Annotated in this window: 26 protein-coding genes and 1 pseudogene; 12 read left to right on the top strand and 15 right to left on the bottom strand. The window is 46.9% G+C overall.

Annotation, left to right across the window (positions count from 1 at the left end; genetic code table 11):
- Positions 1 to 23: 23 nt before the first annotated feature.
- Positions 24 to 992, bottom strand: coding sequence for an IS30 family transposase (locus CDG62_RS01930; RefSeq protein ID WP_012308653.1), 969 nt, complete (start codon positions 990 to 992; stop codon positions 24 to 26).
- Positions 993 to 1,388: 396 nt separating this feature from the next.
- Here CDG62_RS01930 and CDG62_RS01925 point away from each other — a divergent pair, with 396 nt between their 5' ends.
- The 7 genes and pseudogenes from CDG62_RS01925 to CDG62_RS01890 all read left to right on the top strand — a co-directional run bounded on the left by CDG62_RS01925 (position 1,389) and on the right by CDG62_RS01890 (position 6,897).
- Positions 1,389 to 2,537, top strand: coding sequence for a hypothetical protein (locus tag CDG62_RS01925; protein ID WP_047471716.1), 1,149 nt, complete (start codon positions 1,389 to 1,391; stop codon positions 2,535 to 2,537).
- Between the two features lie 183 nt (positions 2,538 to 2,720).
- Positions 2,721 to 2,876 carry a hypothetical protein gene (locus CDG62_RS01920; protein WP_005006030.1) on the top strand — a complete coding sequence of 52 codons (156 nt, stop codon included), beginning with the start codon at positions 2,721 to 2,723 and terminating at the stop codon, positions 2,874 to 2,876.
- Between the two features lie 38 nt (positions 2,877 to 2,914).
- Entirely contained in the window at positions 2,915 to 3,340 is a 426-nt protein-coding gene (locus CDG62_RS01915; RefSeq protein ID WP_033917496.1) for a hypothetical protein, read from the top strand.
- Positions 3,341 to 3,675: 335 nt separating this feature from the next.
- Complete coding sequence (locus CDG62_RS19525; RefSeq protein ID WP_227504909.1) at positions 3,676 to 4,632, top strand: hypothetical protein; 957 nt, start codon at positions 3,676 to 3,678, stop codon at positions 4,630 to 4,632.
- A gap of 22 nt (positions 4,633 to 4,654) precedes the next feature.
- On the top strand, positions 4,655 to 5,083 hold the full coding sequence (locus CDG62_RS01905; protein ID WP_033917495.1) for a hypothetical protein: 429 nt from the start codon (positions 4,655 to 4,657) through the stop codon (positions 5,081 to 5,083).
- 411 nt (positions 5,084 to 5,494) lie between these two features.
- A pseudogene (locus CDG62_RS01895) lies at positions 5,495 to 5,902 on the top strand (Mu transposase C-terminal domain-containing protein); the annotation flags it as partial.
- A 2-nt stretch (positions 5,903 to 5,904) separates the two neighbouring features.
- Entirely contained in the window at positions 5,905 to 6,897 is a 993-nt protein-coding gene (locus CDG62_RS01890) for a TniB family NTP-binding protein (RefSeq protein WP_001381192.1), read from the top strand.
- On the opposite strand, the gene CDG62_RS01885 is transcribed toward CDG62_RS01890, so the two are convergent.
- From CDG62_RS01885 to CDG62_RS01870, 3 genes are all read right to left on the bottom strand, one after another.
- On the bottom strand, positions 6,866 to 7,366 hold the full coding sequence (locus CDG62_RS01885) for a GNAT family N-acetyltransferase (RefSeq protein ID WP_000376623.1): 501 nt from the start codon (positions 7,364 to 7,366) through the stop codon (positions 6,866 to 6,868). The genes CDG62_RS01890 and CDG62_RS01885 overlap by 32 nt on opposite strands.
- Positions 7,367 to 7,493: 127 nt before the next feature.
- Positions 7,494 to 8,333 carry a sulfonamide-resistant dihydropteroate synthase Sul1 gene (gene sul1, locus CDG62_RS01875; protein ID WP_000259031.1) on the bottom strand — a complete coding sequence of 280 codons (840 nt, stop codon included), beginning with the start codon at positions 8,331 to 8,333 and terminating at the stop codon, positions 7,494 to 7,496.
- Complete coding sequence (locus tag CDG62_RS01870; protein WP_071211019.1) at positions 8,327 to 8,644, bottom strand: DMT family transporter; 318 nt, start codon at positions 8,642 to 8,644, stop codon at positions 8,327 to 8,329. Before CDG62_RS01870 ends, sul1 (CDG62_RS01875) begins: the two co-directional genes overlap by 7 nt.
- 2 nt (positions 8,645 to 8,646) lie before the next feature.
- On the opposite strand from CDG62_RS01870, the gene CDG62_RS01865 reads away from it, so the two are divergent.
- The gene (locus CDG62_RS01865; protein WP_032495677.1) at positions 8,647 to 8,877 is read left to right on the top strand and encodes a hypothetical protein; all 231 of its coding nucleotides are present in this window, start codon (positions 8,647 to 8,649) and stop codon (positions 8,875 to 8,877) included.
- Between the two features lie 498 nt (positions 8,878 to 9,375).
- Positions 9,376 to 9,705, top strand: coding sequence for a hypothetical protein (locus CDG62_RS01855; protein ID WP_033917513.1), 330 nt, complete (start codon positions 9,376 to 9,378; stop codon positions 9,703 to 9,705).
- Here the strand turns inward: CDG62_RS01855 and CDG62_RS01850 are convergent.
- On the bottom strand, positions 9,678 to 10,379 hold the full coding sequence (locus tag CDG62_RS01850) for a hypothetical protein (protein ID WP_032495674.1): 702 nt from the start codon (positions 10,377 to 10,379) through the stop codon (positions 9,678 to 9,680). The two genes, CDG62_RS01855 and CDG62_RS01850, sit on opposite strands and share 28 nt — an antisense overlap.
- Before the next feature lie 370 nt (positions 10,380 to 10,749).
- On the opposite strand from CDG62_RS01850, the gene CDG62_RS01845 reads away from it, so the two are divergent.
- Positions 10,750 to 12,591, top strand: a complete 1,842-nt coding sequence (locus CDG62_RS01845; protein WP_087528855.1) for an ABC transporter ATP-binding protein — start codon at positions 10,750 to 10,752, stop codon at positions 12,589 to 12,591.
- A 38-nt stretch (positions 12,592 to 12,629) separates the two neighbouring features.
- Here CDG62_RS01845 and CDG62_RS01840 read toward each other — a convergent pair whose 3' ends face one another.
- The 7 genes from CDG62_RS01840 to CDG62_RS01810 form a co-directional block, all read right to left on the bottom strand.
- The gene (locus CDG62_RS01840; protein WP_001176353.1) at positions 12,630 to 13,205 is read right to left on the bottom strand and encodes a glutathione S-transferase family protein; all 576 of its coding nucleotides are present in this window, start codon (positions 13,203 to 13,205) and stop codon (positions 12,630 to 12,632) included.
- Between the two features lie 73 nt (positions 13,206 to 13,278).
- Positions 13,279 to 14,205 (bottom strand): inhibitor-resistant extended-spectrum class A beta-lactamase PER-1, encoded by a 927-nt coding sequence (locus CDG62_RS01835; RefSeq protein WP_001100753.1) that lies wholly within the window; start codon positions 14,203 to 14,205, stop codon positions 13,279 to 13,281.
- A gap of 312 nt (positions 14,206 to 14,517) precedes the next feature.
- Positions 14,518 to 16,059 carry an IS91-like element ISCR1 family transposase gene (locus CDG62_RS01830; RefSeq protein ID WP_087528856.1) on the bottom strand — a complete coding sequence of 514 codons (1,542 nt, stop codon included), beginning with the start codon at positions 16,057 to 16,059 and terminating at the stop codon, positions 14,518 to 14,520.
- A 404-nt stretch (positions 16,060 to 16,463) separates the two neighbouring features.
- Positions 16,464 to 17,303: a sulfonamide-resistant dihydropteroate synthase Sul1 gene (sul1, locus tag CDG62_RS01825; RefSeq protein WP_087528857.1), complete on the bottom strand. Its 840-nt coding sequence runs from the start codon at positions 17,301 to 17,303 to the stop codon at positions 16,464 to 16,466.
- Positions 17,297 to 17,644, bottom strand: a complete 348-nt coding sequence (locus CDG62_RS01820; RefSeq protein ID WP_000679427.1) for a quaternary ammonium compound efflux SMR transporter QacE delta 1 — start codon at positions 17,642 to 17,644, stop codon at positions 17,297 to 17,299. The genes sul1 (CDG62_RS01825) and CDG62_RS01820 overlap by 7 nt, the downstream gene beginning before the upstream one ends.
- Before the next feature lie 168 nt (positions 17,645 to 17,812).
- The gene (gene aac(6')-Ib, locus CDG62_RS01815) at positions 17,813 to 18,400 is read right to left on the bottom strand and encodes an AAC(6')-Ib family aminoglycoside 6'-N-acetyltransferase (protein ID WP_033917551.1); all 588 of its coding nucleotides are present in this window, start codon (positions 18,398 to 18,400) and stop codon (positions 17,813 to 17,815) included.
- A 105-nt stretch (positions 18,401 to 18,505) separates the two neighbouring features.
- Positions 18,506 to 18,958, bottom strand: a complete 453-nt coding sequence (locus CDG62_RS01810; protein WP_001749986.1) for an NAD(+)--rifampin ADP-ribosyltransferase Arr-3 — start codon at positions 18,956 to 18,958, stop codon at positions 18,506 to 18,508.
- A gap of 172 nt (positions 18,959 to 19,130) precedes the next feature.
- On the opposite strand from CDG62_RS01810, the gene intI1 reads away from it, so the two are divergent.
- Together intI1 and CDG62_RS01790 are read left to right on the top strand one after the other, a co-directional pair.
- A complete protein-coding gene (gene intI1 / locus CDG62_RS01805; protein ID WP_000845054.1) occupies positions 19,131 to 20,144 on the top strand; it encodes a class 1 integron integrase IntI1 in 1,014 nt (337 codons plus the stop codon).
- Positions 20,145 to 20,830: 686 nt separating this feature from the next.
- The gene (locus CDG62_RS01790) at positions 20,831 to 21,079 is read left to right on the top strand and encodes a hypothetical protein (protein ID WP_042893682.1); all 249 of its coding nucleotides are present in this window, start codon (positions 20,831 to 20,833) and stop codon (positions 21,077 to 21,079) included.
- A gap of 134 nt (positions 21,080 to 21,213) precedes the next feature.
- Here CDG62_RS01790 and CDG62_RS01785 read toward each other — a convergent pair whose 3' ends face one another.
- The 3 genes from CDG62_RS01785 to CDG62_RS01775 all read right to left on the bottom strand — a co-directional run bounded on the left by CDG62_RS01785 (position 21,214) and on the right by CDG62_RS01775 (position 23,625).
- A complete protein-coding gene (locus CDG62_RS01785; protein WP_043041780.1) occupies positions 21,214 to 22,503 on the bottom strand; it encodes a Y-family DNA polymerase in 1,290 nt (429 codons plus the stop codon).
- Positions 22,500 to 23,018, bottom strand: coding sequence for a translesion error-prone DNA polymerase V autoproteolytic subunit (gene umuD, locus CDG62_RS01780; protein WP_033917549.1), 519 nt, complete (start codon positions 23,016 to 23,018; stop codon positions 22,500 to 22,502). The genes CDG62_RS01785 and umuD overlap by 4 nt, the downstream gene beginning before the upstream one ends.
- A gap of 370 nt (positions 23,019 to 23,388) precedes the next feature.
- Positions 23,389 to 23,625, bottom strand: a complete 237-nt coding sequence (locus CDG62_RS01775; RefSeq protein ID WP_038350011.1) for a hypothetical protein — start codon at positions 23,623 to 23,625, stop codon at positions 23,389 to 23,391.
- Positions 23,626 to 23,660: the final 35 nt, after the last annotated feature.

Raw genomic sequence — 23,660 nt, 5'->3', positions numbered from 1 at the left:
TGTAGCAAAAATATGGGGCGAATTCAAACATGAGGTGCGACAGTTTCAAAAGCCATATGATAATCAACAAGCTGAGCAAATTTCTCTAATGGTGTAAGCCAATCTAACGCCTTTCTAGGACGAGTATTCAGTGACATGGCAACTTGATTTAAATAATGCTGATCTGCCTGATTTAAATCAATCCCTTTAGGTAAATATTGCCTAATTAAACCATTCATATTTTCGCATGTGCCTTTTTGCCAGGGTGAATGTGGGTCACAGAAATATACATCTATGCCTAAATCTTCTTCGAGTATTTTATGTTCTGACATCTCACGTCCACGGTCATAGGTCAACGTTTTACGCAGTTCTGCAGGTAAATATTTCAGAGCTTCAGTTAAAGCCTTGCGCACTGATTCTGCCTTTGCATCAGGTAATGTTGCCAAGATACAGAGCCGTGTATTTCGTTCAATAAGTGTTGCTATCGAACTTTTATTGTCTTTACCTTTAATTAAATCAGCTTCCCAATGACCCGGTATTTTTCTTTCTTGAACTTCGGCTGGGCGCTCATGAATAGTTTTAATATCCTGTAATATAGAATCTTTTTTAGGTTCACCGTTAGCTTTTCGCTTTTTATTTTCATGACGTAGACAGGATAATAAGTCTTTTTTCAACTCACCCTTGGGTAATGCTCGTATCGTTGAATAAATCGTTGTATGGCTTACATTCATTGTTTGATCCAAATCAGGAAATGTCTTTAAACGCTTTGCTATTTGCTGAGGAGACCATAAACAACGGATCGCTTCAACAATAAATTTCCAGAGGATTGAATCGATTTTGAGTTTTCTGTGACCACGTCTACGTCTAGCAAAAGTGTTATCAGAAGCATATTGAGCTTGATAAACGTCATTGATGCTATTTCTTTTAAGCTCACGATAGATCGTACTAGGATGTCTTTTAATAAGTTCAGCAAATTTTCTGGCTGAAAAGCCTTCTTTTCTTGACTCAAGCATTAATGCAGTACGATCTTCAAAGTTAAGATGATGGTATGACAATTTTATATACTCCATAAACCCTTTAAATTAATTAGGTGGTTTATGTCGCACTTCAAGTTTTACTCTGCCATGGCAACTATTAATTATTGCCATCTTTTTTTGATATAGATCTATGTAATCAGGTTATTTTAATATGTGAGCCTTATTTTATTTAATTAAATATAAATAATTGATATTAGTTTTATTCAACGTATACGGTGATTTTAATTGATTAAAATATTTTAATTACTGAACCACTACCGTTGTTAAATTCAGCTTCATTAATATTTTAAGGAAAAAATTATAAACGCCACTTAATAACTATTATGGAATCTCAGATGTAGAGCACACGGCTCAAAACTTGGAGATTTTAAAATGTCACATTTCACAGTTGCAGTAGTTACCACCCCTGATGGTGATGTTGTAGATGCCCTAGAACCATTTTACGAATTTGAATGCTCAGGCATTAAAAACAAATATTGCATTTCAGAATCATCATTGGACGAAATTAAAGACCAATACGAATCGACAGAAATCACTTTGATGAAAAACTCAAAGCCTATCTTAGATGATGGTGAAGAACGCTATGCGTTTCTTGACGACTCTCGTTTCGTGCGTGATGCAACAGACTTAGAGCTTTATGCCATCAAAAACAACAAAGGTGATATTTTTGCTGACTTCCCGAACGGCGGTAAGCATTTATCAGTGGTACAGGTCAAAAACGATGATGGTACGTACTCAAGTCGCATTCGTGATTTAGGCATGTTCATTCAATGGCATCAAAAAGATGTGCCATGTACTGAAGTGTTTGAGCTTCAACAGTTCATTAACTGGTATAACGAAAAAGTTACGCCGACTGTTTTGACAGGTGAAAAACCTGATGAAAGTTGGACAGAATGGATAGAGCTTGATGCTGACGGTAAAGTGGTCGATTACTTCACCACCACCAACCCGAATCCGAAATACGATTGGTATGAAATCGGAGGACGTTGGAAAAACATGCTGTTGCGTCTTGATGGACGAAAAGTGGATAGCTGCCCGATTGGTGAGCTAGATTTTGAAACCGAAATCAACCGCTTAAAAACCGAAGCTAACCGTGTTTATGACTATTTTGAGAAGTGTATCGGTGATGCTTCACGTACTTGGCGGTCATGGGCTGATGTTTGGTCTGATGAATCAATCGAATCAGTGAACGATAAGCGTAATTTCTATCATAACCAAGATGCAATCTTATTAATGAAAGCCAGTGATACGGATAACCTGTTTGGCATATTCGGACATGAATTTGATGAATTTTTGGTGAGCCGTGAAGAATTCCTAGCTAAAAAATCAGCAAACCCATTCGGTACATACTGTTTCTTAGATGCGACCAGTGGTGATGAAATAGGCGACTGGACAGGTTCAGAGTGTGGCATGTTTGGACTGGATATTCGCAAGGAAGAAGATTGGGAAAACAAAAACCAAGCCTTGCTCAAGAGCTTTCCAAGCGACTATATAATCACGATTGTTGATTGCCATATCTAAAACCCAAACAGGGATAAGCGTAAAACCTTATCCCTTTTCTTTTGGGTATTTTTTAAAATGCATTCGATGTTTTTTTAATTGATTAAAAAGGTTTTGAATTTTTAAATTTTAAGAAAAATTAAACAGCTATTGCGCTTTGTATAATGAATATAGATTTAATCACTATCCTAAAGGGCTTTTAATATGTGGAATACATTAGTTTTAATTCGTAAAACCGCAACGTCAAAAGAAATAAAAGACAAAGCTGATATGTATTTAAGCCAGTTAAATACTGCAACCATTTCAGCATCTCTTAAAGCTGAAATACTCTCTTTTATCGAATCTGTTTTAAACGATTAATCAACTTAGGCTCAACGCCTACAACTTGGAGAAACCCCATGAATTACTACAACACATTCACCATTCCATGCAATTTTAAAGTACAGCACATTGAAGATGGTCAATTTGTCGTGTTTTTTGCTGATGGCACTCAGTTAAGTTACCAGATTGAAAACACCAGTAAGGTTAAATGGATTGAACCTGAAGCATTCAGTTTAGAGCAAGTACGCCTAAGCTCAAAAGAGCCAATCAATGCCGATGATATTGACATCATTAAGTATGCTTCATACCGCTTAATTGCTGACACGCCATTGATTGATGATGATGGTAGCAATCCTGAACCTGATTGCCTTTACTGCAAAAAATCTAGTGACACTCTTAACAGCCTCATACTTCAAGTCACTGAAGCACATACCCTCTCATGTTGGCTACTGACATCAAACGGCGTTCATATCCTAGATATTAATGAATTGACTGAAGCTTAATAACAACAACCAGTGAAGCATGTCTATTGCTTCACTGGTTGGCAGTTGAAAACCGCATTCGATGTTTTTTAATTGATTAAAAAAAGGTTTAGAAATTTGGTTGTGGCCAGCGCTAGATCTGGCGCACCAGGATCAATGCTTATTTGTATGGTACCTTAATTGCTTCCATCATTTTAATAGCATCCTCATTACTATTTTTAGCTGCTATCTGTTAAAAGTCGCAGCAAGGACCAGTAAAACAATAATAAAAATAAATAATTTTAAAAAAGTTTTTGGTTTAGGTTCTATCTTAAAATAAACATATTGAAGCAGAAAGCTTAAAACTTGGAGTTGAAATGGTTACTATTAATGAATTACTTAGCAAAAACCTTGATCGCAAATATGGTCCAATTGAAGCGCATGAAGTTATAGAACTTGTTCGTGTAACTCGTGCGCCAGAATCAATAAATAACCCTTCAATGCCATCAGTTAGAATTTCTACTGCAGATCTGCACCATATGGTTGAACAAGCTAAAAAGTTCAATTTGTGGGAAGAATGGTCCACCAAGGTTTTAGCAACTGAGTTGCCATACAACCCTTATCTTAAGCCAGTGTTTACAGGTCATAGTTTCCCACGTTCTAGCATGTCTACTGACAACTACGAAGCATTAGTACGCTCTACGTTAGTGCCGGTGCTACTACCTGAAGATAAAAAGTCTTTTATCAACCTGAATGACAAAGTTATGTCATTTAACAACCTCATGTTTGATATGCCCGATGCGATGGTGAACCATCTCATGACTGGTAAAAAACTTTGGCTATATGCAAAAAATGGGCAAGTGGTCTGGTATACCCGTGCTGAGTATGAGGCGCAAACCAAGTGGAACCAGGCTGAACAGGATGCTAAGAAAAAAATTACTGCATTGTTTGAATTATTCAATGCGCTGCAACAAGCTAAACCGATCTTTGATGCTATCGATCAGAAGAAAAACTTCAGTGCTTTACCGTTCAAATGGTTCACTGGTGTAAAAATTGTAATGTCAGGCTTGTCAGCTGGATCATGGGGCGATGGTGAAAAATCAAATACAGTGACTCACTTGGTTTTTGATGAAGACTACTCAGGATCTAAATTGGTTCGTGAGAAAAACCAGTACTTGTGCTCAGCTGGAGGCTTATTCCCTGCAGATGAAGCAAAGAAAGAATTCAAAATGAAAGTAGGTGAAGTTACCGTGGACACGGTACCGCACCTTGTTACATGTAAAGTGTGCCTAAAACGTATTTTTACGCAACTTGCATTAACTCAATCTAATTAATCAAATTTATAGGGTGTTCATCATGAATAACAAAACAATTGCCAAAAAAATGATTAACCAAGTTAAATCGGTTATCACTGACCCTCAAGCAAAAAGCTTGTTGGCTGCTTATCACGTAGAGACGTCATTTACCCACTTCTACGAAACACACAGCCACATTTACTTGGTTGGTAAAGACATTACTGCAGTCATGGCCAAACATTTTCCATACTTCACGTTTAAGACTCGTGATAACAAGAAAGCCCGTCACGGTATTGGCGATGGCTCAATGTCTGATTGCTTAAACAAGCTGCGCCGTGTGTATCGCTTAGAAATCAAAAAACCGATTAGCGAGAAGTTTATCGCTGAAGCTGGTGCACCGACTTTCACAAAAAGCCAATCTGTAAGTCCTGTTGCTTATTTGATTGATGAAGTTGTGCAACTGTCTTTGCACATTAAAGACTTAAACTGATGAATCATAAAATCAATAACTTACATTAGGTATGATTCAGTAAATTTACATTATAGTTCTAAACTCAATGAACTTTGAGTTTAGATAACCAATCCATTTATGACATAATAGTTGTAAATTTACTTATGTTTGAGTTTACCTATTCCAAATATCCAATAAGTAAATAAAACGGTGATTGCAAGTGATATAAAAATGACTATTGGGGATGGTACTTGCATTGGACTCAACCAAAATCCAAATAAAATACATGCAACAAATGCACTGCTACAAAGAAACAACTTAAAAAATACCACAAGTATTGAATCTGATTTTTTCGTAATATTCATTCAAACTTCCTCTTTGAGTTTACAACTATATTGTTAAAGTTTAGAACATTAATGTCATTTTTGAGACTTTAATGGTCAGTCACAGCGGCGTGAACGCTGGCCGTCCTTTCTGATCCGGCGCGATCCGCGCGACATCAGCCGTATCTGGGTCCTGGAACCGGAGGGACAGCATTACCTGGAAATTCCCTACCGTACCTTGTCGCATCCGGCTGTCACCCTCTGGGAACAACGGCAGGCGCTGGCGAAACTGCGGCAGCAAGGGCGCGAACAGGTGGATGAGTCGGCGCTGTTCCGCATGATCGGCCAGATGCGTGAGATTGTGACCAGCGCGCAGAAGGCCACACGCAAGGCGCGGCGTGACGCGGATCGCCGCCAGCACCTCAAGACATCAGCTCGGCCGGACAAGCCCGTTCCGCCGGATACGGATATTGCCGACCCGCAGGCAGACAACTTGCCACCCGCCAAACCGTTCGACCAGATTGAGGAGTGGTAGCCGTGGACGAATATCCCATCATCGACCTGTCCCACCTGCTGCCGGCGGCCCAGGGCTTGGCCCGTCTTCCGGCGGACGAGCGCATCCAGCGCCTTCGCGCCGACCGCTGGATCGGCTATCCGCGCGCAGTCGAGGCGCTGAACCGGCTGGAAGCCCTTTATGCGTGGCCAAACAAGCAACGCATGCCCAACCTGCTGCTGGTTGGCCCGACCAACAATGGCAAGTCGATGATCGTCGAGAAGTTCCGCCGCACCCACCCGGCCAGCTCCGACGCCGACCAGGAGCACATCCCGGTGTTGGTCGTGCAGATGCCGTCCGAGCCGTCCGTGATCCGCTTCTACGTCGCGCTGCTCGCCGCGATGGGCGCGCCGCTGCGCCCACGCCCACGGTTGCCGGAAATGGAGCAACTGGCTCTGGCACTGCTGCGCAAGGTCGGCGTGCGCATGCTGGTGATCGACGAGCTGCACAACGTGCTGGCCGGCAACAGCGTCAACCGCCGGGAATTCCTCAACCTGCTGCGCTTCCTCGGCAACGAACTGCGCATCCCGTTGGTTGGGGTAGGCACGCGCGACGCCTACCTAGCCATCCGCTCCGATGACCAGTTGGAAAATCGCTTCGAGCCGATGATGCTGCCGGTATGGGAGGCCAACGACGATTGCTGCTCACTGCTGGCCAGCTTCGCCGCTTCGCTCCCGCTGCGCCGGCCTTCCCCAATTGCCACGCTGGACATGGCTCGCTACCTGCTCACACGCAGCGAGGGCACCATAGGGGAACTGGCGCACTTGCTGATGGCGGCGGCCATCGTCGCCGTGGAGAGCGGCGAGGAAGCGATCAACCATCGCACACTCAGCATGGCCTGTCGACAACCTCTCGCGCAACCAAGACATCGCGGTCGGACTGCAAGTGATCTTGAAGCCACGGGCCCGTCCCACCCCGACATGGACCTCGATGCCCGAACGGACGTTAGATTTCGAGTTCTAGGCGTTCTGCGATGAAGGTTGGATCCCAGCCGGGATTGAAAGTGTCGACGTGGGTGAATCCGAGCCGCTCGTATAGGCCACGCAGGTTCGGGTGGCAGTCGAGCCGCAGCTTGGCGCACCCCTGCGTTCGCGCGGCATGGCGGCAAGCCTCGATCAGCGCGGAGCTGACACCCCGGCCCGCATGTGTCCGTCGCACCGCGAGCTTGTGCAGATATGCGGCCTCCCCCTTGAGGGCGTCGGGCCAGAACTCGGGATCCTCGGCCGACAAGGTGCAACAGCCGACGATGCCGTCGCTGCAACTCGCGACTAGGAGCTCGGATCTCAGGACGAAGGTCTCCGCGAATGTCCGGTCGATCCGCGCGACGTCCCAGGCGGGCGTTCCCTTGGCGGACATCCACGCCGCAGCGTCGTGCATCAGCCGCACAACCTCGTCGATATCACCCGAGCAGGCGACCCGAACGTTCGGAGGCTCCTCGCTGTCCATTCGCTCCCCTGGCGCGGTATGAACCGCCGCCTCATAGTGCAGTTTGATCCTGACGAGCCCAGCATGTCTGCGCCCACCTTCGCGGAACCTGACCAGGGTCCGCTAGCGGGCGGCCGGAAGGTGAATGCTAGGCATGATCTAACCCTCGGTCTCTGGCGTCGCGACTGCGAAATTTCGCGAGGGTTTCCGAGAAGGTGATTGCGCTTCGCAGATCTCCAGGCGCGTGGGTGCGGACGTAGTCAGCGCCATTGCCGATCGCGTGAAGTTCCGCCGCAAGGCTCGCTGGACCCAGATCCTTTACAGGAAGGCCAACGGTGGCGCCCAAGAAGGATTTCCGCGACACCGAGACCAATAGCGGAAGCCCCAACGCCGACTTCAGCTTTTGAAGGTTCGACAGCACGTGCAGCGATGTTTCCGGTGCGGGGCTCAAGAAAAATCCCATCCCCGGATCGAGGATGAGCCGGTCGGCAGCGACCCCGCTCCGTCGCAAGGCGGAAACCCGCGCCTCGAAGAACCGCACAATCTCGTCGAGCGCGTCTTCGGGTCGAAGGTGACCGGTGCGGGTGGCGATGCCATCCCGCTGCGCTGAGTGCATAACCACCAGCCTGCAGTCCGCCTCAGCAATATCGGGATAGAGCGCAGGGTCAGGAAATCCTTGGATATCGTTCAGGTAGCCCACGCCGCGCTTGAGCGCATAGCGCTGGGTTTCCGGTTGGAAGCTGTCGATTGAAACACGGTGCATCTGATCGGACAGGGCGTCTAAGAGCGGCGCAATACGTCTGATCTCATCGGCCGGCGATACAGGCCTCGCGTCCGGATGGCTGGCGGCCGGTCCGACATCCACGACGTCTGATCCGACTCGCAGCATTTCGATCGCCGCGGTGACAGCGCCGGCGGGGTCTAGCCGCCGGCTCTCATCGAAGAAGGAGTCCTCGGTGAGATTCAGAATGCCGAACACCGTCACCATGGCGTCGGCCTCCGCAGCGACTTCCACGATGGGGATCGGGCGAGCAAAAAGGCAGCAATTATGAGCCCCATACCTACAAAGCCCCACGCATCAAGCTTTTGCCCATGAAGCAACCAGGCAATGGCTGTAATTATGACGACGCCGAGTCCCGACCAGACTGCATAAGCAACACCGACAGGGATGGATTTCAGAACCAGAGAAAGAAAATAAAATGCGATGCCATAACCGATTATGACAACGGCGGAAGGGGCAAGCTTAGTAAAGCCCTCGGTACATTTGTTTTCTGATTTAGTGACAATGGTAAGGAACAGTTATGCAAATCAACTTAAATACTCCGGGCACAGCGGCTACATCAACAATACAAACTGTTGCTCCTGCTGCTCAGGCTAAAACCACCACTACAACAGCACCCTCTACTGCAGACACTGTCACCTTATCTGCTGAAGCAAAGGCGAAGCTGGCTGCAGAGCAGCAAGAATCTAAAGCAATAAATCCAACACTGACTACATTAGGTGGTGGCTGGGGTAATGAACCACCAAAATAAGAGGTAGTTTGTGGGGACATTTATTACGACTCTTGCTGAGTACTTATGGGTGTTGTGCATAGGTTCTCTACTGCTGTCCTTAGTCTGGTCGGCCAGTAAATCTGCACGAATAACCATATTGATACTCACTTTATCGGGATTAGCTCAAGACAGGATTGCTCCTTTGCTGATGGGGATATCTGAAACATCTCCTGAGCTCGCTCGCTTACTTTGGTACCCAAGTTGGGTGATATGTCAAACATTGACGCTTGGTATCATCTGGGTTATTCATAGAAAATTCGTATGGGCGGTTGAACAAATCACTCAATTCATTTGTTTAAGCATCTTGATGCACTCTGTTCTGCAGGTAGCGAGATTCACAGACAGAGTCATATTTGGCACTGATCTATTGGGTGGTATATACAAATATGGAATACCAGCTATAAATATCGCAGCAATTTTAGCGATATTTTTATGGTCCATATCAGGAGCCGTCAAGCACAGAAAGGAACTTCAGGAATGCTGACTTTTGTTATGTCTGCAATTACGTTTGGCTTTTTACTGTTAAGTCTGTTTTTCTACAAGAAGTTGATTGGAATGTCAGATGCATTAAACATTATCGAAAAGCAGGTGGCCGCTGATATGGAGATCCGGGCGCATAGATTATGCCTGCTTGCATACGAAGCGCAACGGTTCGGTAACTCTGTGGATAGACGTGCTTTGGATGAAGAGTTTAAAGATTTTTTGCACCTGTACATTGAAGACTACCAAGCAGAAGTCGCAAAAAAGATCAGAGAACATAAGCTCAGCGAGATTTCTGCCTACGGATTTATTAAATTAGATAAGTAGTCATAACAACAAAGCTGTGGACAAGATCTGTCTTGTCTTATTTTAAATGCCCCCCACTGCTTCTCATAGTGATGCACGCCAGCTTTGGCCACCTTTAGATTTGACTGATGCTGCTTGTTAAGAAAATTCTGAATATCTTGCTGAACCTGATGCACAGCATCCAGTAATTGGGCTAAAGCAAACTCCTCGGCATGAAACACAAAGGTTTTACTGGCAGGTTCAAGCCAGCAAAACATGGCTTCATTATCCATCCAGGTGATCACCTGATTAAAACCGGTTAAATGATGCGCTTGATAACGACGCAGAGCAGTATTATCCCGCACTGAATGATCCAGCTCATCTGCATGACGCCATAACGCCTCATTCCGCAGTGGATGGTTTAGATCAGGCAGGTTGATTTCACTTCGCAGCGCCATGGCTCTATGACACAAATCCAGCCCCAGTTCTCCGCAACACTTGGCGGGCCAGAAAATCCGGGATAATTGATAGCTATGGATCAGAATTAAATGCACGGCATCGTACATATCTTCACAAGCCCGGCGCTGACAATCCCAGTCTTCAGACCAGTCATGTAATTGTTTGATGGCTCTGTCCAGTTGCTGACCAGCCTCAACGACTAACTCAGCTTGCAGTTCTGCCTGCTTCATGTAGACCAATAATTCTTTGGCATCCATTTCAACACTCCTGTAAGACGAGACAACACCCTGATTCGGGTACTCTGTATTTTCAGTGTAGAAAGCAAAAAGTCCTTTGCAAGCTGACAAAACAGAAGCTAAGTTATAGATTTTCCAGTTATTACCTATTAACGGTCCTTCAATAAATCTAAGCTGCTGAGTTCATGTGATATAGCATCTTTTGGATTTTTCAGATTTTTTGTATTTATTTTCAACAATCTGCTGTTCTGTTCAGCAAAAAAGCGAGTCACAAGCTATCGGTTATAAAATAAGATGGCCGTTCTAAACCGGGCTTTCATCAAATAGTTACATCTGTTTTTTAAACTTTGACGTACCATAACTGCCTTTTTCGTTGCTGCAGAGGAATTTTATGCTGGGCTTTTTTGAACGCTTAACCAACCCTTTCCCTGATAAAGAGCCAACTCAGCCACCTCAAGGCCTGTTTGCATTTTGTTTGCATTACAGTCAAGGCATGGTGTTGCCTCTGATCCTGATGTCTATTGCGACAGCCTTACTGGCCGCATTAGAAGTGTCCTTATTTGGCTATATGGGGCAATTAGTCGATTGGTTGGTAACCAAGAATCCGGCTACTTTCTGGCAGGAAGAGCAGGATACCTTGATCACTATGGCCATAGTGATGTTGCTGGTGTTGCCTGGTTTGGTATTTTTTCACTCAGCCCTGATCCACCAAACTATATTGGGTAACTACCCTATGTCGATCCGCTGGCTGGCGCATCGTTATTTACTGAAACAAAGTTTGGGTTTCTACCAGAATGAATTCGCTGGTCGCATCGCCACTAAAGTGATGCAAACGGCTTTGGCAGTGCGCGAAACGGCCACCAAGCTGCTGGATGTGATGGTGTATGTGGTGGTGTATTTTGGCTCTATGTTGTATCTGATCGCCGATGCAGATTGGCGCTTGGTACTGCCGATGATTGCCTGGTTAGTCATATACACCGGCTTGCAGTTTTATTTTGTGCCGAGACTGAAACAAGTTGCAACAGAACAAGCCGATGCCCGTTCAGAAATGACAGGCCGTATTGTCGACAGCTACACCAATATCAGCACTATTAAACTGTTTTCACACACGGCTCGTGAGTCAGAATACGCCCGCGATAGCATGCAGCTGTTTCTGGTGCCTGTGTACAGACAAATGCGACTGGCTACCTGGCTCAATATTTGTGTGCAGGGTCTGAACTATCTGTTGGTGTTCTCTATTGCCACGCTGGCGATATGGCTTTGGTCTGTCAATGCCGTCACTGTGGGCTCTATTGCCATCGCAGTCAGTCTGGCGCTGCGTTTAAATGGTATGTCGCAGTGGATCATGTGGGAAGTCAGTGCACTGTTTGAAAACATAGGTACTGTGGCAGATGGTATTGCGACTTTGTCTCAGCCTCAGCAAATCATCGACAAAGCTGATGCGAAGCCGCTTGAAGTGCCACAAGGTCAGATTGAGTTTAAGCAACTGAACTTTAACTACGGCAAAGCAGCAGGTGAACATGGTCCTGTGATTGATGGTCTGGACTTGTCGATTAAACCCCGTGAAAACGTAGGTTTAGTCGGCCGTTCTGGTGCTGGTAAATCCACGCTGGTGAACTTACTGCTGCGCTTTTATGATGTCAATTCAGGCCAGATTTTGATAGACGGTCAGGACATCAAAACTGTATCACAGGAAAGTCTTCGCGCTCATATAGCTATGGTGACCCAGGATACCTCCCTGCTACACCGTACTGTAAGGGAAAATATTTTATATGGTCGTCCTGGCGCTACCGAAGCGGAAATGATTGAAGCAGCCCGTTTAGCCGAAGCCGATGCTTTTATTCAGGAGCTTACCGATCCTAAAGGCAACAGTGGCTACGACGCTCAGGTGGGCGAACGTGGAGTCAAGCTTTCTGGTGGTCAACGTCAACGTATTGCAATAGCTCGGGTTTTACTGAAAAACGCCCCTATTCTGATTTTGGATGAAGCCACCTCAGCGCTGGACTCCGAAGTAGAATCAGCTATTCAGCATAGTCTGACTCAGTTGATGATAGGCAAAACGGTTATAGCCATTGCACACCGTTTATCTACCATAGCAGCTATGGACAGGCTGATCGTTCTGGATCAAGGTCGTATTGTGGAACAAGGCAGTCATCAGGAACTGATCGCCAAAGGCGGTATTTACGCTCAATTATGGGCGCATCAAACCGGCGGCTTTATTGGTGTGGAATAAATAATAAAGGTCAGAGTCTTGGCTCTGACCTGTTGTTTTTAGCTTAAACGCGGGTCGGTTTCAGCGACCATCGGCCGGTTTAAATGCGCATTTCTGAACTGTAATAATACAGGGAAGGGTTTTAAGTCGACTAAATCGCGGAACAATATCCAGTCGATTAAAGTGAACAGACTGATACCAGGATAGTCCCAGTCACCGAAATGCCCTGCCCTGATTTGTTGCTCAAGTGCCTCTAGCGTCGCCTGAATTCGCTCATGCTGAAGATTAAAAAACAATTTATCTTCAGTCACGTCAAAACCTGAGCGCTTACAAAGCAGTAATTCAACCAAGGAGTCTGTGCAGGCATTGATGGTCGTCAGACCGTTTTCCTGATCCCAGCTCAATGGTTTGAATTTCAGTTTCGAAGCCAAATAACGATAAATTACGCCTGAATCAAAAATAACCTGCTCTCCATCCACTAACACAGGCACTTTGCGTGCCGGATTATGTTGTACCAACACTGAACGGCCTTCAGACTCAAAAATATTAAGCGCTACAAACTGATAAGGTTGCCCTGCCAGTACTAAACGTAAACGACGAACAAAAGGGGAAGCCACTGAACCTAATAACTGCATAACCTACTCCAATTTCAAACCATAGCTTTAGTGTACAACCAGAGTCAGCGGCTTAGATAGTGCTGATAGTCTGTTAATTTGGGCTTAGGGCAGAAAGCTTTTTCAATTCAAATTGATACGCAGTCTGAGCAACCTGCGCAATGATAGCTTCATTGGTTCGGCTTGACTCGGCTGAGTCTTTCACAAAAACAGCAACCAGCAAGGGCCGTCCATCAGGCAACAGAATGATACCTAAATCATTAGTGGCCGCAGTTTTTCCGGCTTTGATACCCGAAGTACCAGTTTTATGTGCGACCACAGTACCAGCTGGTAACAAACCTTTTAACCGCTCTGGTCCTGTGGTGGTTTCGACCATCCACTTCCATAACAAAGCCTGCGAGGTTTCAGACAGCTGTGTTTTTTGCTCAAACTTTTTCAGGATCTCTGCAGCACCTTTCATCGAGGTCCAGTTTTGATACTGCACCTGATCATCGGCGTGCATCTGCGCTTCATTTGCGACCACAGCGGTCTCCTTTATACCCATAGACTGGATATAGTCATGCAAAGCAGCTGGTCCACCAACCAGTTCAAATAACAAATCACAGGCCACGTTATCGCTGTGCGAGACCGAGTATTGCAGCAGTTGCTGCACTGGAACACTAAACTCGTCTCCCTGATACGCTTTCATTATCGGAGCCCAGGTATTCTGTAAAACCTTAGCCCTGTTTACGATAACGGTCTGATTTAAATCCAACTTTCCCTGATCAACCTGATGCAGTACCAACATAGCTAAATGCAATTTAAATACACTTTGCATTGGGAATTTTTCAAAAGGATTAATCAGTAAAGGTTCCAGATCGTCAGGCCCCCACACTGCAACGCCTACAGTGGCTTTTTTTCCAATGACTATGGATTCAATTTGCTCTTTTAACAGTGGGGATTGCGCTGAGGTTTCGAATGAACTAAAAGATACCATCAGTAGCGTCGAGGCAGTAACTACAGCTTTTATAATGACATTCATCGGATTGTCCTTTTGATAAGTCGATATGAATTATACAAAAGGCAGCCAAAGCTGCCTTTTTAGGGTATAGGAAGTATAAAGGGTATAGGAAGTATAAACCACCTTTTTGCTCCTCATCCGAAGTATCTTACCTGAAATTCCCTCACTCGTTTACCGCTCAAGCCCCAATTTTAACTGCCGGTCCAGCCTAAACCGCTCTAATAAGGTTCGATTTGGCGGTAAAATCTCTAGCCTGATAGCTCGAGAGATACAAACTGCCCCACCGCCCCGTTTAAAAGTTGGCAGTGTTGAGCAGTGTTGGATTTGGGGTCGTCAGTCAAAGAGACGACTCTGTGATGGATCGAACAGGCTGGGAGTCAGTGGCGGCGCTCGTTCTGGTGGCAGCTCACGCTGCTTGGCGGCATTCGCCTTGGCTGTTTTCTGTTTCAGATGCTTGAGAATCTGCTCAATGACCTTCGGATCTTCGATGCTGGCAATCACTTTGACGTGACCGCCGCAGTGTTCGCAGACTTCAATATCAATATTGAAGACTCGCTTGAGGCGTTGCATCCAGGTCATGGCGCGGTGGCGCTCTGCAGGACTCTTGTCACGCCAGTTAGTATCGAGACCTTCCGATTTGTCGGGCTTCTTGCCCCGCTTGGCGGGTGTTACTTGAACTCGGTGTTTGCTGTTCGGTGCAAAGACGCCGTGGAAGCGTGTGAGGTTGACTCGCGGCTTAGGTACCAACGCAGCGAGTTTGGCGATGAAGTCCAGCGGCTCGAAGATCACATGGGTGGTGCCATTGCGGTACGGAGTTTTGAGCTCGTAACGCACCTGCCCATTGGCGGTTAATGCCAGACGTTTTTCTGAAACCGCTGGCCGACTAATGTAGCGACACAAGCGCTCAAGCTTATCCCGCTGATGCGCTTCGGCCATCACACCGGCGTGTAGCGAGAAACCAGCATGGTTGGCTACTCGACTGCTTGAGTCGGCTTTATCCTCACGCCCTGGCAAGGTTTGCAGGGTGAAGACTTTGCGCCCTTGCTGGGGGCCGACGGCAATGCGATACGTAACCGAAGCACCATGTAATTGAGTCAGCGTATCGTCTTCGCCCTCTTCCAGTGTCAACCACGTATTCTCGGCATCACGCTCCAAAATCCCACGCTTTTCCATGCAGCGAGCGATGCGATGGCTGAGGGTGTGAGCGAGCGTATTCAGCTCATCGTAAGTGGGTGCCTTGACACGATGGAAGCGTTGCTTGCCATAGTCATCTTCGGCATAGACACCATCGAGAAACAGCATGTGGTAGTGGACATTGAGATTTAGCGCGGAGCCAAAGCGTTGGATAAGAGTCACTGAGCCAGTTTGTGCAGAGGCTTTGGTGTAACCGGCTTTTTTGATCAGATGAGTTGAGAGTGTACGATAGACGATACTCAAGACCTGGCCCATCAGCTGGGGATGGCGAGCCAGCAAAAAGCGTAGCTGGAAAGGAAAGCTGAGCACCCACTGGCGAATGGGCTCCTTGGGGAAGACTTCGTCTATCAGCAGCGCCGTACTCTCGGCCATCCGGCGGGCACCGCAGCTAGGGCAAAAGCCGCGTCGTTTACAGCTGAAGGCGACCAGACGCTCGTGATGACAATCCTCGCAGCGAACCCGCATGAAACCATACTCCAGACGGCCACATTGGAGGAGGTCGTTGAATTCTTGTTGGATGTAGCGAGGCAGGTGTTGACCTTGGGCTTCGAGTGAGGCTTTGAAGGCTGGGTAGTGCTGCTCAACCAGCTGGTAGAGCAGCGTCTGGTCGGGTTGGTGGCGTTCGTAACCGTTTGTTTGAGTGGGCGATTGACTCGCCGTGGCGTTCCTTGCCAGCGACATGGGTATCCTCCGCTGATACTGTGGTTATGTACAGTATCAGCGGCTTGCGTTCAGACGTCCAGTCTGGCCCTAGACATCGCTAAATGCTTAACCCGCAATAGCCCTCACGAGTTGTTATCAGCCACTACCGGTTGAGCGAGAAGGTTTTGGGTTCAGGGTGCTATTGCTCCACCAATCACAATACTGAAGCCCCAACTGTTATCAGTTGGGGCTTTTTCTTGTCTGTTTGCGGCGGTTGCGTTTTATCGGTAGTCGTCGAGCTCTGCACCATCCCACATAAGAGCTTAACGGTGCGATCTTCAACGCCATCACACAAAACTTTCTTTTTCACGCACAGTCAACTTATTGGATGTTTTATTAACAACCCAAAAGGAGATATTTAGCGGGCGGCCGGAAGGTGAATGCTAGGCATGATTTAACCCTCGGTCTCTGGCGTCGCGACTGCGAAATTTCGCGAGGGTTTCCGAGAAGGTGATTGCGCTTCGCAGATCTCCAGGCGCGTGGGTGCGGACGTAGTCAGCGCCATTGCCGATCGCGTGAAGTTCCGCCGCAAGGCTCGCTGGACCCAGATCCTTTACAGGAAGGCCAACGGTGGCGCCCAAGAAGGATTTCCGCGACACCGAGACCAATAGCGGAAGCCCCAACGCCGACTTCAGCTTTTGAAGGTTCGACAGCACGTGCAGCGATGTTTCCGGTGCGGGGCTCAAGAAAAATCCCATCCCCGGATCGAGGATGAGCCGGTCGGCAGCGACCCCGCTCCGTCGCAAGGCGGAAACCCGCGCCTCGAAGAACCGCACAATCTCGTCGAGCGCGTCTTCGGGTCGAAGGTGACCGGTGCGGGTGGCGATGCCATCCCGCTGCGCTGAGTGCATAACCACCAGCCTGCAGTCCGCCTCAGCAATATCGGGATAGAGCGCAGGGTCAGGAAATCCTTGGATATCGTTCAGGTAGCCCACGCCGCGCTTGAGCGCATAGCGCTGGGTTTCCGGTTGGAAGCTGTCGATTGAAACACGGTGCATCTGATCGGACAGGGCGTCTAAGAGCGGCGCAATACGTCTGATCTCATCGGCCGGCGATACAGGCCTCGCGTCCGGATGGCTGGCGGCCGGTCCGACATCCACGACGTCTGATCCGACTCGCAGCATTTCGATCGCCGCGGTGACAGCGCCGGCGGGGTCTAGCCGCCGGCTCTCATCGAAGAAGGAGTCCTCGGTGAGATTCAGAATGCCGAACACCGTCACCATGGCGTCGGCCTCCGCAGCGACTTCCACGATGGGGATCGGGCGAGCAAAAAGGCAGCAATTATGAGCCCCATACCTACAAAGCCCCACGCATCAAGCTTTTGCCCATGAAGCAACCAGGCAATGGCTGTAATTATGACGACGCCGAGTCCCGACCAGACTGCATAAGCAACACCGACAGGGATGGATTTCAGAACCAGAGAAAGAAAATAAAATGCGATGCCATAACCGATTATGACAACGGCGGAAGGGGCAAGCTTAGTAAAGCCCTCGCTAGATTTTAATGCGGATGTTGCGATTACTTCGCCAACTATTGCGATAACAAGAAAAAGCCAGCCTTTCATGATATATCTCCCAATTTGTGTAGGGCTTATTATGCACGCTTAAAAATAATAAAAGCAGACTTGACCTGATAGTTTGGCTGTGAGCAATTATGTGCTTAGTGCATCTAACGTTTGACATGAGGGGCGGCCAAGGGCGCCAGCCCTTGGACGTCCCCCTCGATGGAAGGGTTAGGCATCACTGCGTGTTCGCTCGAATGCCTGGCGTGTTTGAACCATGTACACGGCTGGACCATCTGGGGTGGTTACGGTACCTTGCCTCTCAAACCCCGCTTTCTCGTAGCATCGGATCGCTCGCAAGTTGCTCGGCGACGGGTCCGTTTGGATCTTGGTGACCTCGGGATCATTGAACAGCAACTCAACCAGAGCTCGAACCAGCTTGGTTCCCAAGCCTTTGCCCAGTTGTGATGCATTCGCCAGTGACTGGTCTATTCCGCGTACTCCTGGATCGGTTTCTTCTTCCCACCATCCGTCCCCGCTTCCAAGAGCAACGTACGACTGGGCATACCCAATCGGCTCTCCATTCAGCATTGCAATGTATGGAGTGACGGACTCTTGCGCTAAAACGCTTGGCAAGTACTGTTCCTGTACGTCAGCAAGTGTCGGGCGTGCTTCTTCTCCGCCCCACCACTCGACGATATGAGATCGATTTAGCCACTCATAGAGCATCGCAAGGTCATGCTCAGTCATGAGGCGCAGTGTGACGGAATCGTTGCTGTTGGTCACGATGCTGTACTTTGTGATGCCTAACGCCGCCATAAACGGCGACAGGGTGGCGCGCCTATTGCGCATAAAATGGCGAAGCCATGCGCAACAGGCGCGGAATCTCTGGCGTCCGGTTTGATGGCTTTGTTATGCAAAGGACTAGTCTTCAATGACGTGTAAACCACGGCGCTTTAAGTCCTCCAACGAATCCAACATTCCCCTTATTAATTCAACAGGATGCCCCTCCCAGTCTTCAACAACGCCAACAATTCTCAAGGGTTCGCAGGTTCTATAGGACTGTGTTGGATTACCGGGAAATCTTTTGTTCGTAAGATTCGGATCGTCTTCGAACGGTCCTGTTGGCTCAACTATGTATATGTAGCCGCGACCCTCGAGGCCAGACAGTGACATAGCAAGTTCAGCTCCCCAAACTGCTGGCTCCATCAAGGCTGAAAAGTAGATGTGCTTAAGAATACGACCGTCCTCGAAATGAGAGATGAACCCTGTGGTTAGCAAGTCACCAATCGCCAAATTGGCTTTGGTTCCATGATAGAACGGTCCTTGCACCTGCTTGTAATTATCATGAGAGATGGGAATCCAATCTTTTACCATTTTAAGACCCTTAATTGTTGGGATTTGGCTGCATAACTTTGTTTTAGGGCGACTGCCCTGCTGCGTAACATCGTTGCTGCTCCATAACATCAAACATCGACCCACGGCGTAACGCGCTTGCTGCTTGGATGCCCGAGGCATAGACTGTACAAAAAAACAGTCATAACAAGCCATGAAAACCGCCACTGCGCCGTTACCACCGCTGCGTTCGGTCAAGGTTCTGGACCAGTTGCGTGAGCGCATACGCTACTTGCATTACAGTTTACGAACCGAACAGGCTTATGTCAACTGGGTTCGTGCCTTCATCCGTTTCCACGGTGTGCGTCACCCGGCAACCTTGGGCAGCAGCGAAGTCGAGGCATTTCTGTCCTGGCTGGCGAACGAGCGCAAGGTTTCGGTCTCCACGCATCGTCAGGCATTGGCGGCCTTGCTGTTCTTCTACGGCAAGGTGCTGTGCACGGATCTGCCCTGGCTTCAGGAGATCGGAAGACCTCGGCCGTCGCGGCGCTTGCCGGTGGTGCTGACCCCGGATGAAGTGGTTCGCATCCTCGGTTTTCTGGAAGGCGAGCATCGTTTGTTCGCCCAGCTTCTGTATGGAACGGGCATGCGGATCAGTGAGGGTTTGCAACTGCGGGTCAAGGATCTGGATTTCGATCACGGCACGATCATCGTGCGGGAGGGCAAGGGCTCCAAGGATCGGGCCTTGATGTTACCCGAGAGCTTGGCACCCAGCCTGCGCGAGCAGCTGTCGCGTGCACGGGCATGGTGGCTGAAGGACCAGGCCGAGGGCCGCAGCGGCGTTGCGCTTCCCGACGCCCTTGAGCGGAAGTATCCGCGCGCCGGGCATTCCTGGCCGTGGTTCTGGGTTTTTGCGCAGCACACGCATTCGACCGATCCACGGAGCGGTGTCGTGCGTCGCCATCACATGTATGACCAGACCTTTCAGCGCGCCTTCAAACGTGCCGTAGAACAAGCAGGCATCACGAAGCCCGCCACACCGCACACCCTCCGCCACTCGTTCGCGACGGCCTTGCTCCGCAGCGGTTACGACATTCGAACCGTGCAGGATCTGCTCGGCCATTCCGACGTCTCTACGACGATGATTTACACGCATGTGCTGAAAGTTGGCGGTGCCGGAGTGCGCTCACCGCTTGATGCGCTGCCGCCCCTCACTAGTGAGAGGTAGGGCAGCGCAAGTCAATCCTGGCGGATTCACTACCCCTGCGCGAAGGCCATCGGTGCCGCATCGAACGGCCGGTTGCGGAAAGTCCTCCCTGCGTCCGCTGATGGCCGGCAGCAGCCCGTCGTTGCCTGATGTCTTTGCACATTAAAGACTTAAACTGATGAATCATAAAATCAATAACTTACATTAGGTATGATTCAGTAAATTTACATTATAGTTCTAAACTCAATGAACTTTGAGTTTAGATAACCAATCCATTTATGACATAATAGTTGTAAATTTACTTATGTTTGAGTTTACCTATTCCAAATATCCAATAAGTAAATAAAACGGTGATTGCAAGTGATATAAAAATGACTATTGGGGATGGTACTTGCATTGGACTCAACCAAAATCCAAATAAAATACATGCAACAAATGCACTGCTACAAAGAAACAACTTAAAAAATACCACAAGTATTGAATCTGATTTTTTCGTAATATTCATTCAAACTTCCTCTTTGAGTTTACAACTATATTGTTAAAGTTTAGAACATTAATGTCATTTTTGAGACTTTAATGGTCAGTCACAGCAACAAGAAACAGCGCCGATCGCACGATCTGACGTTCAAAACAGTTTCCAGGATCTTTTCAATTGATTTGAGGCTTATATGAATATGCATACGACTCAAAAGAGTGAGAGAGACAAAATGACAAAACGCTGTTCTGTTGATGTGAAGTCACCCTGGTTCTTCATAGAGAACCAAATCCCAAACAAAGATGGCACGGCGTTTATTGTGTGGGATGAATTCTTAGACCATGAAATTAAACCTATCCGCTGGAGCGATAAGATCCGTGACTATGCTTCAGGTGAAGTCGAATGGAGTGGAAGCTTCTTATTTTGGCGATATGATGATGGTACACCAGCTGAATCACCAAGAAGCTATCAGCAATCTTAATTTCTTATATTTCCGAGGGTGTAGCCAATTGATTTTGAGATTTGATCAATCTCTTTAAGGCAAAGGTTTGATTCCTTGAATGCCAGTTCGAGTCTGACCATCCCCGTCATTGCCAACAAATTCCCTCAAATGAATCAATTGAAGACAATCATACCAGCCTCACTAAAATAGTTACGGCTTTGACGTTCTGACTTAGGTTCCCAATCTCTATTTTTCAGATTACATGATCCAGCAGCAATTTTAGCCTTGCCAAACTTACTTTGAATGTTTTGAAACGCCGTCATTAACGCTTGCTCTTTTTCAAGCTGCTCTACGTCAGTTAGTAGGCCGATCGTGCGATGTTCTTCTTTTATCAATTCACACAACATCACGCCACATTTCTTAAACTCTATCCCCTCTTTGTACAATTTATCAATCAGTGATGTGGCAGCTTTAACCAGTTGCATCAAATTGTTTGTAGGTTGGGTAAACGTGTATGTTAACGACTTGCTGTAATACGGTTTTGACTGGTCAAATGGGTTGGATTGCAAGAAAACAATCAGAGATCCGCATAGCTGGTGTTCAGCAACAAGCCGATTGAATGCATTATGGGTATATTTGCTGATGGCTTCTTGAAGAATTGAGAGCTCAGTAATTTTCTGGCCGAAAGATTTGCTCGAGACAATCTGTTGTTTCGCCTTAGGTGAACTTTCAAATTCAAAGCATGGCTGGCCAAGCAATTCTAAAATCGTACTTTGCATATTCACATTGAAGAGTTCACGCATTCGATTCGGGTTGGATGTTGCAAGATCCAGCACACTTAAAATCCCCATGTCATTAAGCTTTTTAGCGTACTTTCGCCCTACACCCCATATTTCATCAACTGGCATGCTTTGATAGTAGCTTTCGACATCTACCAGGCTCATTGTCACTAAATTACAGATTCCATTTAATTCTGGATTCTTTTTGGCAAGGTTGTTGGCCATTTTACTTTCAGTCAGTGTTCTACCAACACCCACGCACGTTGTTAAGCCAATAAACTTATATACTTGATGCCGAATCTCCCGTGCCATTTCAGTAGCATCAAAGTTTTTAGTAAATTGAGTAAATTCTATAAAGCCTTCATCAATGCTGTAAATGCTGTAACAGCTTGGATCTACAAAACCAGATAATATTCCATGAAAACGGCGTGACATTTCGCCATATAGCGCAAAATTGCTCGATAGCACATGAACGTTATGTTTATTGATGATGTCTTGGACCTTAAAGAGTGGCGCACCCATCGGGATTTTTAAGAGTTTAGCTTCAGCGCTTCTCGCGATGATTGTTCCATCATTAGAGCTTAAGACAACGCATGGTTTACCCTTTAACTTAGGGTTCCAAAATGCTTCCATCGAACAATATGCCGAATTTATATCAACATGAATAAATACCCGGTTTGTCATTTTCGTGCGTCTTTAATGATGTAAGTCACTACGCCCCACACAATCAATTCCTGTTCAGGTTTTAGAAAAATATGTGAGTGCTCTTGGTTTTCTGCTTTAAGCCAAACTGGAGGGATAGATTTTGCATCTGGACCAAAAATTTCATTAATTTCACCAGCTGACATTTGCTTGGTGATCATCAACCGCTTAACGGTAAAGTCTGTTTCTAGCTGAGCAACAATAATATCTAGATGCTTGGCGTCTAAGCTTCTATCGATTATGAGCTTATCGTTAATATCTATACCGGCATTTAGCATGGAACGAGAGCCTACTTTACCAATAAACGTAGAGTACTCATTGGTGATCAGCATTTCGTTGAGATCGACCGACTTTTCAATAAAATCTTGTGCTGGTGATGCAAATCCAGCCGACAGCAGCTCTAACGCCACTGGAATGCGTTTAGGTGCACCAGGAGCAAGAGCTTCAATTTCAACTAAATCACCAGCTTTAAGCGGTATTTCTGATTTTTCTGACATCTCAAGACCGGTGAAAGAATATATATACCAATTCTATTTCTTGCATGTCTGATGATCAATCAAAAAATAAAAACCAGTAGGCATGCCACTTGCCTACTGGTCGTATTGGAAGTTCAAAATTGACTTAGATCTTAGAAAAACTCAAGTGATATAAGGCTGTTGCGCGTACTAAATTTTGACGCGGTGATTTTGGTTTCCAGGCCTGGTCAGACCATGGCCAGAGATCAGGAACCGACTCACTTGTATATGCAGATGGTTTAGAGGGAATTCATCGCATAAACAGATTGAGCATTTAATAGCGTTGAATGTTAAATATCTACGGCAAACTGCTTTCAGATTCATGAATTGGGTTTGTTCAAAAACAGCGTTATTAATTAAAAACTAAAACGCCTTTCCACATGTACAAAACCAGTAGAATAAAACCAATAAGAATATGCACTTCGATAATGACTATTAGCCAGCTTCTGCACATATTGAATAAATACTTAAAGAACGATGGCGCTTGGTGTTTATATTCGTTTTCTTCTTCGTAGTCATCTGTATTGACATGGTTCCAAAACGGTTTCTCTTTGGTTTTACACGGGTTGTCATTATCAGATTTAGACAAAATTTTTACCTTTTATAACCTAACCAATTAGATAA

It is taken from the genome of Acinetobacter sp. WCHA55 (assembly GCF_002165305.2).
In the GTDB taxonomy this organism is placed as follows: domain Bacteria; phylum Pseudomonadota; class Gammaproteobacteria; order Pseudomonadales; family Moraxellaceae; genus Acinetobacter.
Note: the sequence above shows the minus strand (reverse complement) of the source record. Positions and strands in the feature narration are given on the sequence as shown.

Bases quoted from the DNA above. Each gene is read 5' to 3' on its own strand.
- CDG62_RS01930 (WP_012308653.1), bottom strand. From the start codon at position 992: ATGCTTGAGTCAAGAAAAGAAGGCTTTTCAGCCAGAAAATTTGCTGAA.
- CDG62_RS01925 (WP_047471716.1), top strand. From the start codon at position 1,389: ATGTCACATTTCACAGTTGCAGTAGTTACCACCCCTGATGGTGATGTT.
- CDG62_RS01920 (WP_005006030.1), top strand. From the start codon at position 2,721: ATGTGGAATACATTAGTTTTAATTCGTAAAACCGCAACGTCAAAAGAA.
- CDG62_RS01915 (WP_033917496.1), top strand. From the start codon at position 2,915: ATGAATTACTACAACACATTCACCATTCCATGCAATTTTAAAGTACAG.
- CDG62_RS19525 (WP_227504909.1), top strand. From the start codon at position 3,676: ATGGTTACTATTAATGAATTACTTAGCAAAAACCTTGATCGCAAATAT.
- CDG62_RS01905 (WP_033917495.1), top strand. From the start codon at position 4,655: ATGAATAACAAAACAATTGCCAAAAAAATGATTAACCAAGTTAAATCG.
- CDG62_RS01885 (WP_000376623.1), bottom strand. From the start codon at position 7,366: ATGGACAGCGAGGAGCCTCCGAACGTTCGGGTCGCCTGCTCGGGTGAT.
- sul1 (WP_000259031.1), bottom strand. From the start codon at position 8,333: ATGGTGACGGTGTTCGGCATTCTGAATCTCACCGAGGACTCCTTCTTC.
- CDG62_RS01865 (WP_032495677.1), top strand. From the start codon at position 8,647: ATGCAAATCAACTTAAATACTCCGGGCACAGCGGCTACATCAACAATA.
- CDG62_RS01855 (WP_033917513.1), top strand. From the start codon at position 9,376: ATGCTGACTTTTGTTATGTCTGCAATTACGTTTGGCTTTTTACTGTTA.
- CDG62_RS01850 (WP_032495674.1), bottom strand. From the start codon at position 10,379: ATGGATGCCAAAGAATTATTGGTCTACATGAAGCAGGCAGAACTGCAA.
- CDG62_RS01845 (WP_087528855.1), top strand. From the start codon at position 10,750: ATGCTGGGCTTTTTTGAACGCTTAACCAACCCTTTCCCTGATAAAGAG.
- CDG62_RS01840 (WP_001176353.1), bottom strand. From the start codon at position 13,205: ATGCAGTTATTAGGTTCAGTGGCTTCCCCTTTTGTTCGTCGTTTACGT.
- CDG62_RS01835 (WP_001100753.1), bottom strand. From the start codon at position 14,205: ATGAATGTCATTATAAAAGCTGTAGTTACTGCCTCGACGCTACTGATG.
- CDG62_RS01830 (WP_087528856.1), bottom strand. From the start codon at position 16,059: ATGTCGCTGGCAAGGAACGCCACGGCGAGTCAATCGCCCACTCAAACA.
- sul1 (WP_087528857.1), bottom strand. From the start codon at position 17,303: ATGGTGACGGTGTTCGGCATTCTGAATCTCACCGAGGACTCCTTCTTC.
- CDG62_RS01820 (WP_000679427.1), bottom strand. From the start codon at position 17,644: ATGAAAGGCTGGCTTTTTCTTGTTATCGCAATAGTTGGCGAAGTAATC.
- CDG62_RS01810 (WP_001749986.1), bottom strand. From the start codon at position 18,958: ATGGTAAAAGATTGGATTCCCATCTCTCATGATAATTACAAGCAGGTG.
- intI1 (WP_000845054.1), top strand. From the start codon at position 19,131: ATGAAAACCGCCACTGCGCCGTTACCACCGCTGCGTTCGGTCAAGGTT.
- CDG62_RS01790 (WP_042893682.1), top strand. From the start codon at position 20,831: ATGACAAAACGCTGTTCTGTTGATGTGAAGTCACCCTGGTTCTTCATA.
- CDG62_RS01785 (WP_043041780.1), bottom strand. From the start codon at position 22,503: ATGACAAACCGGGTATTTATTCATGTTGATATAAATTCGGCATATTGT.
- umuD (WP_033917549.1), bottom strand. From the start codon at position 23,018: ATGTCAGAAAAATCAGAAATACCGCTTAAAGCTGGTGATTTAGTTGAA.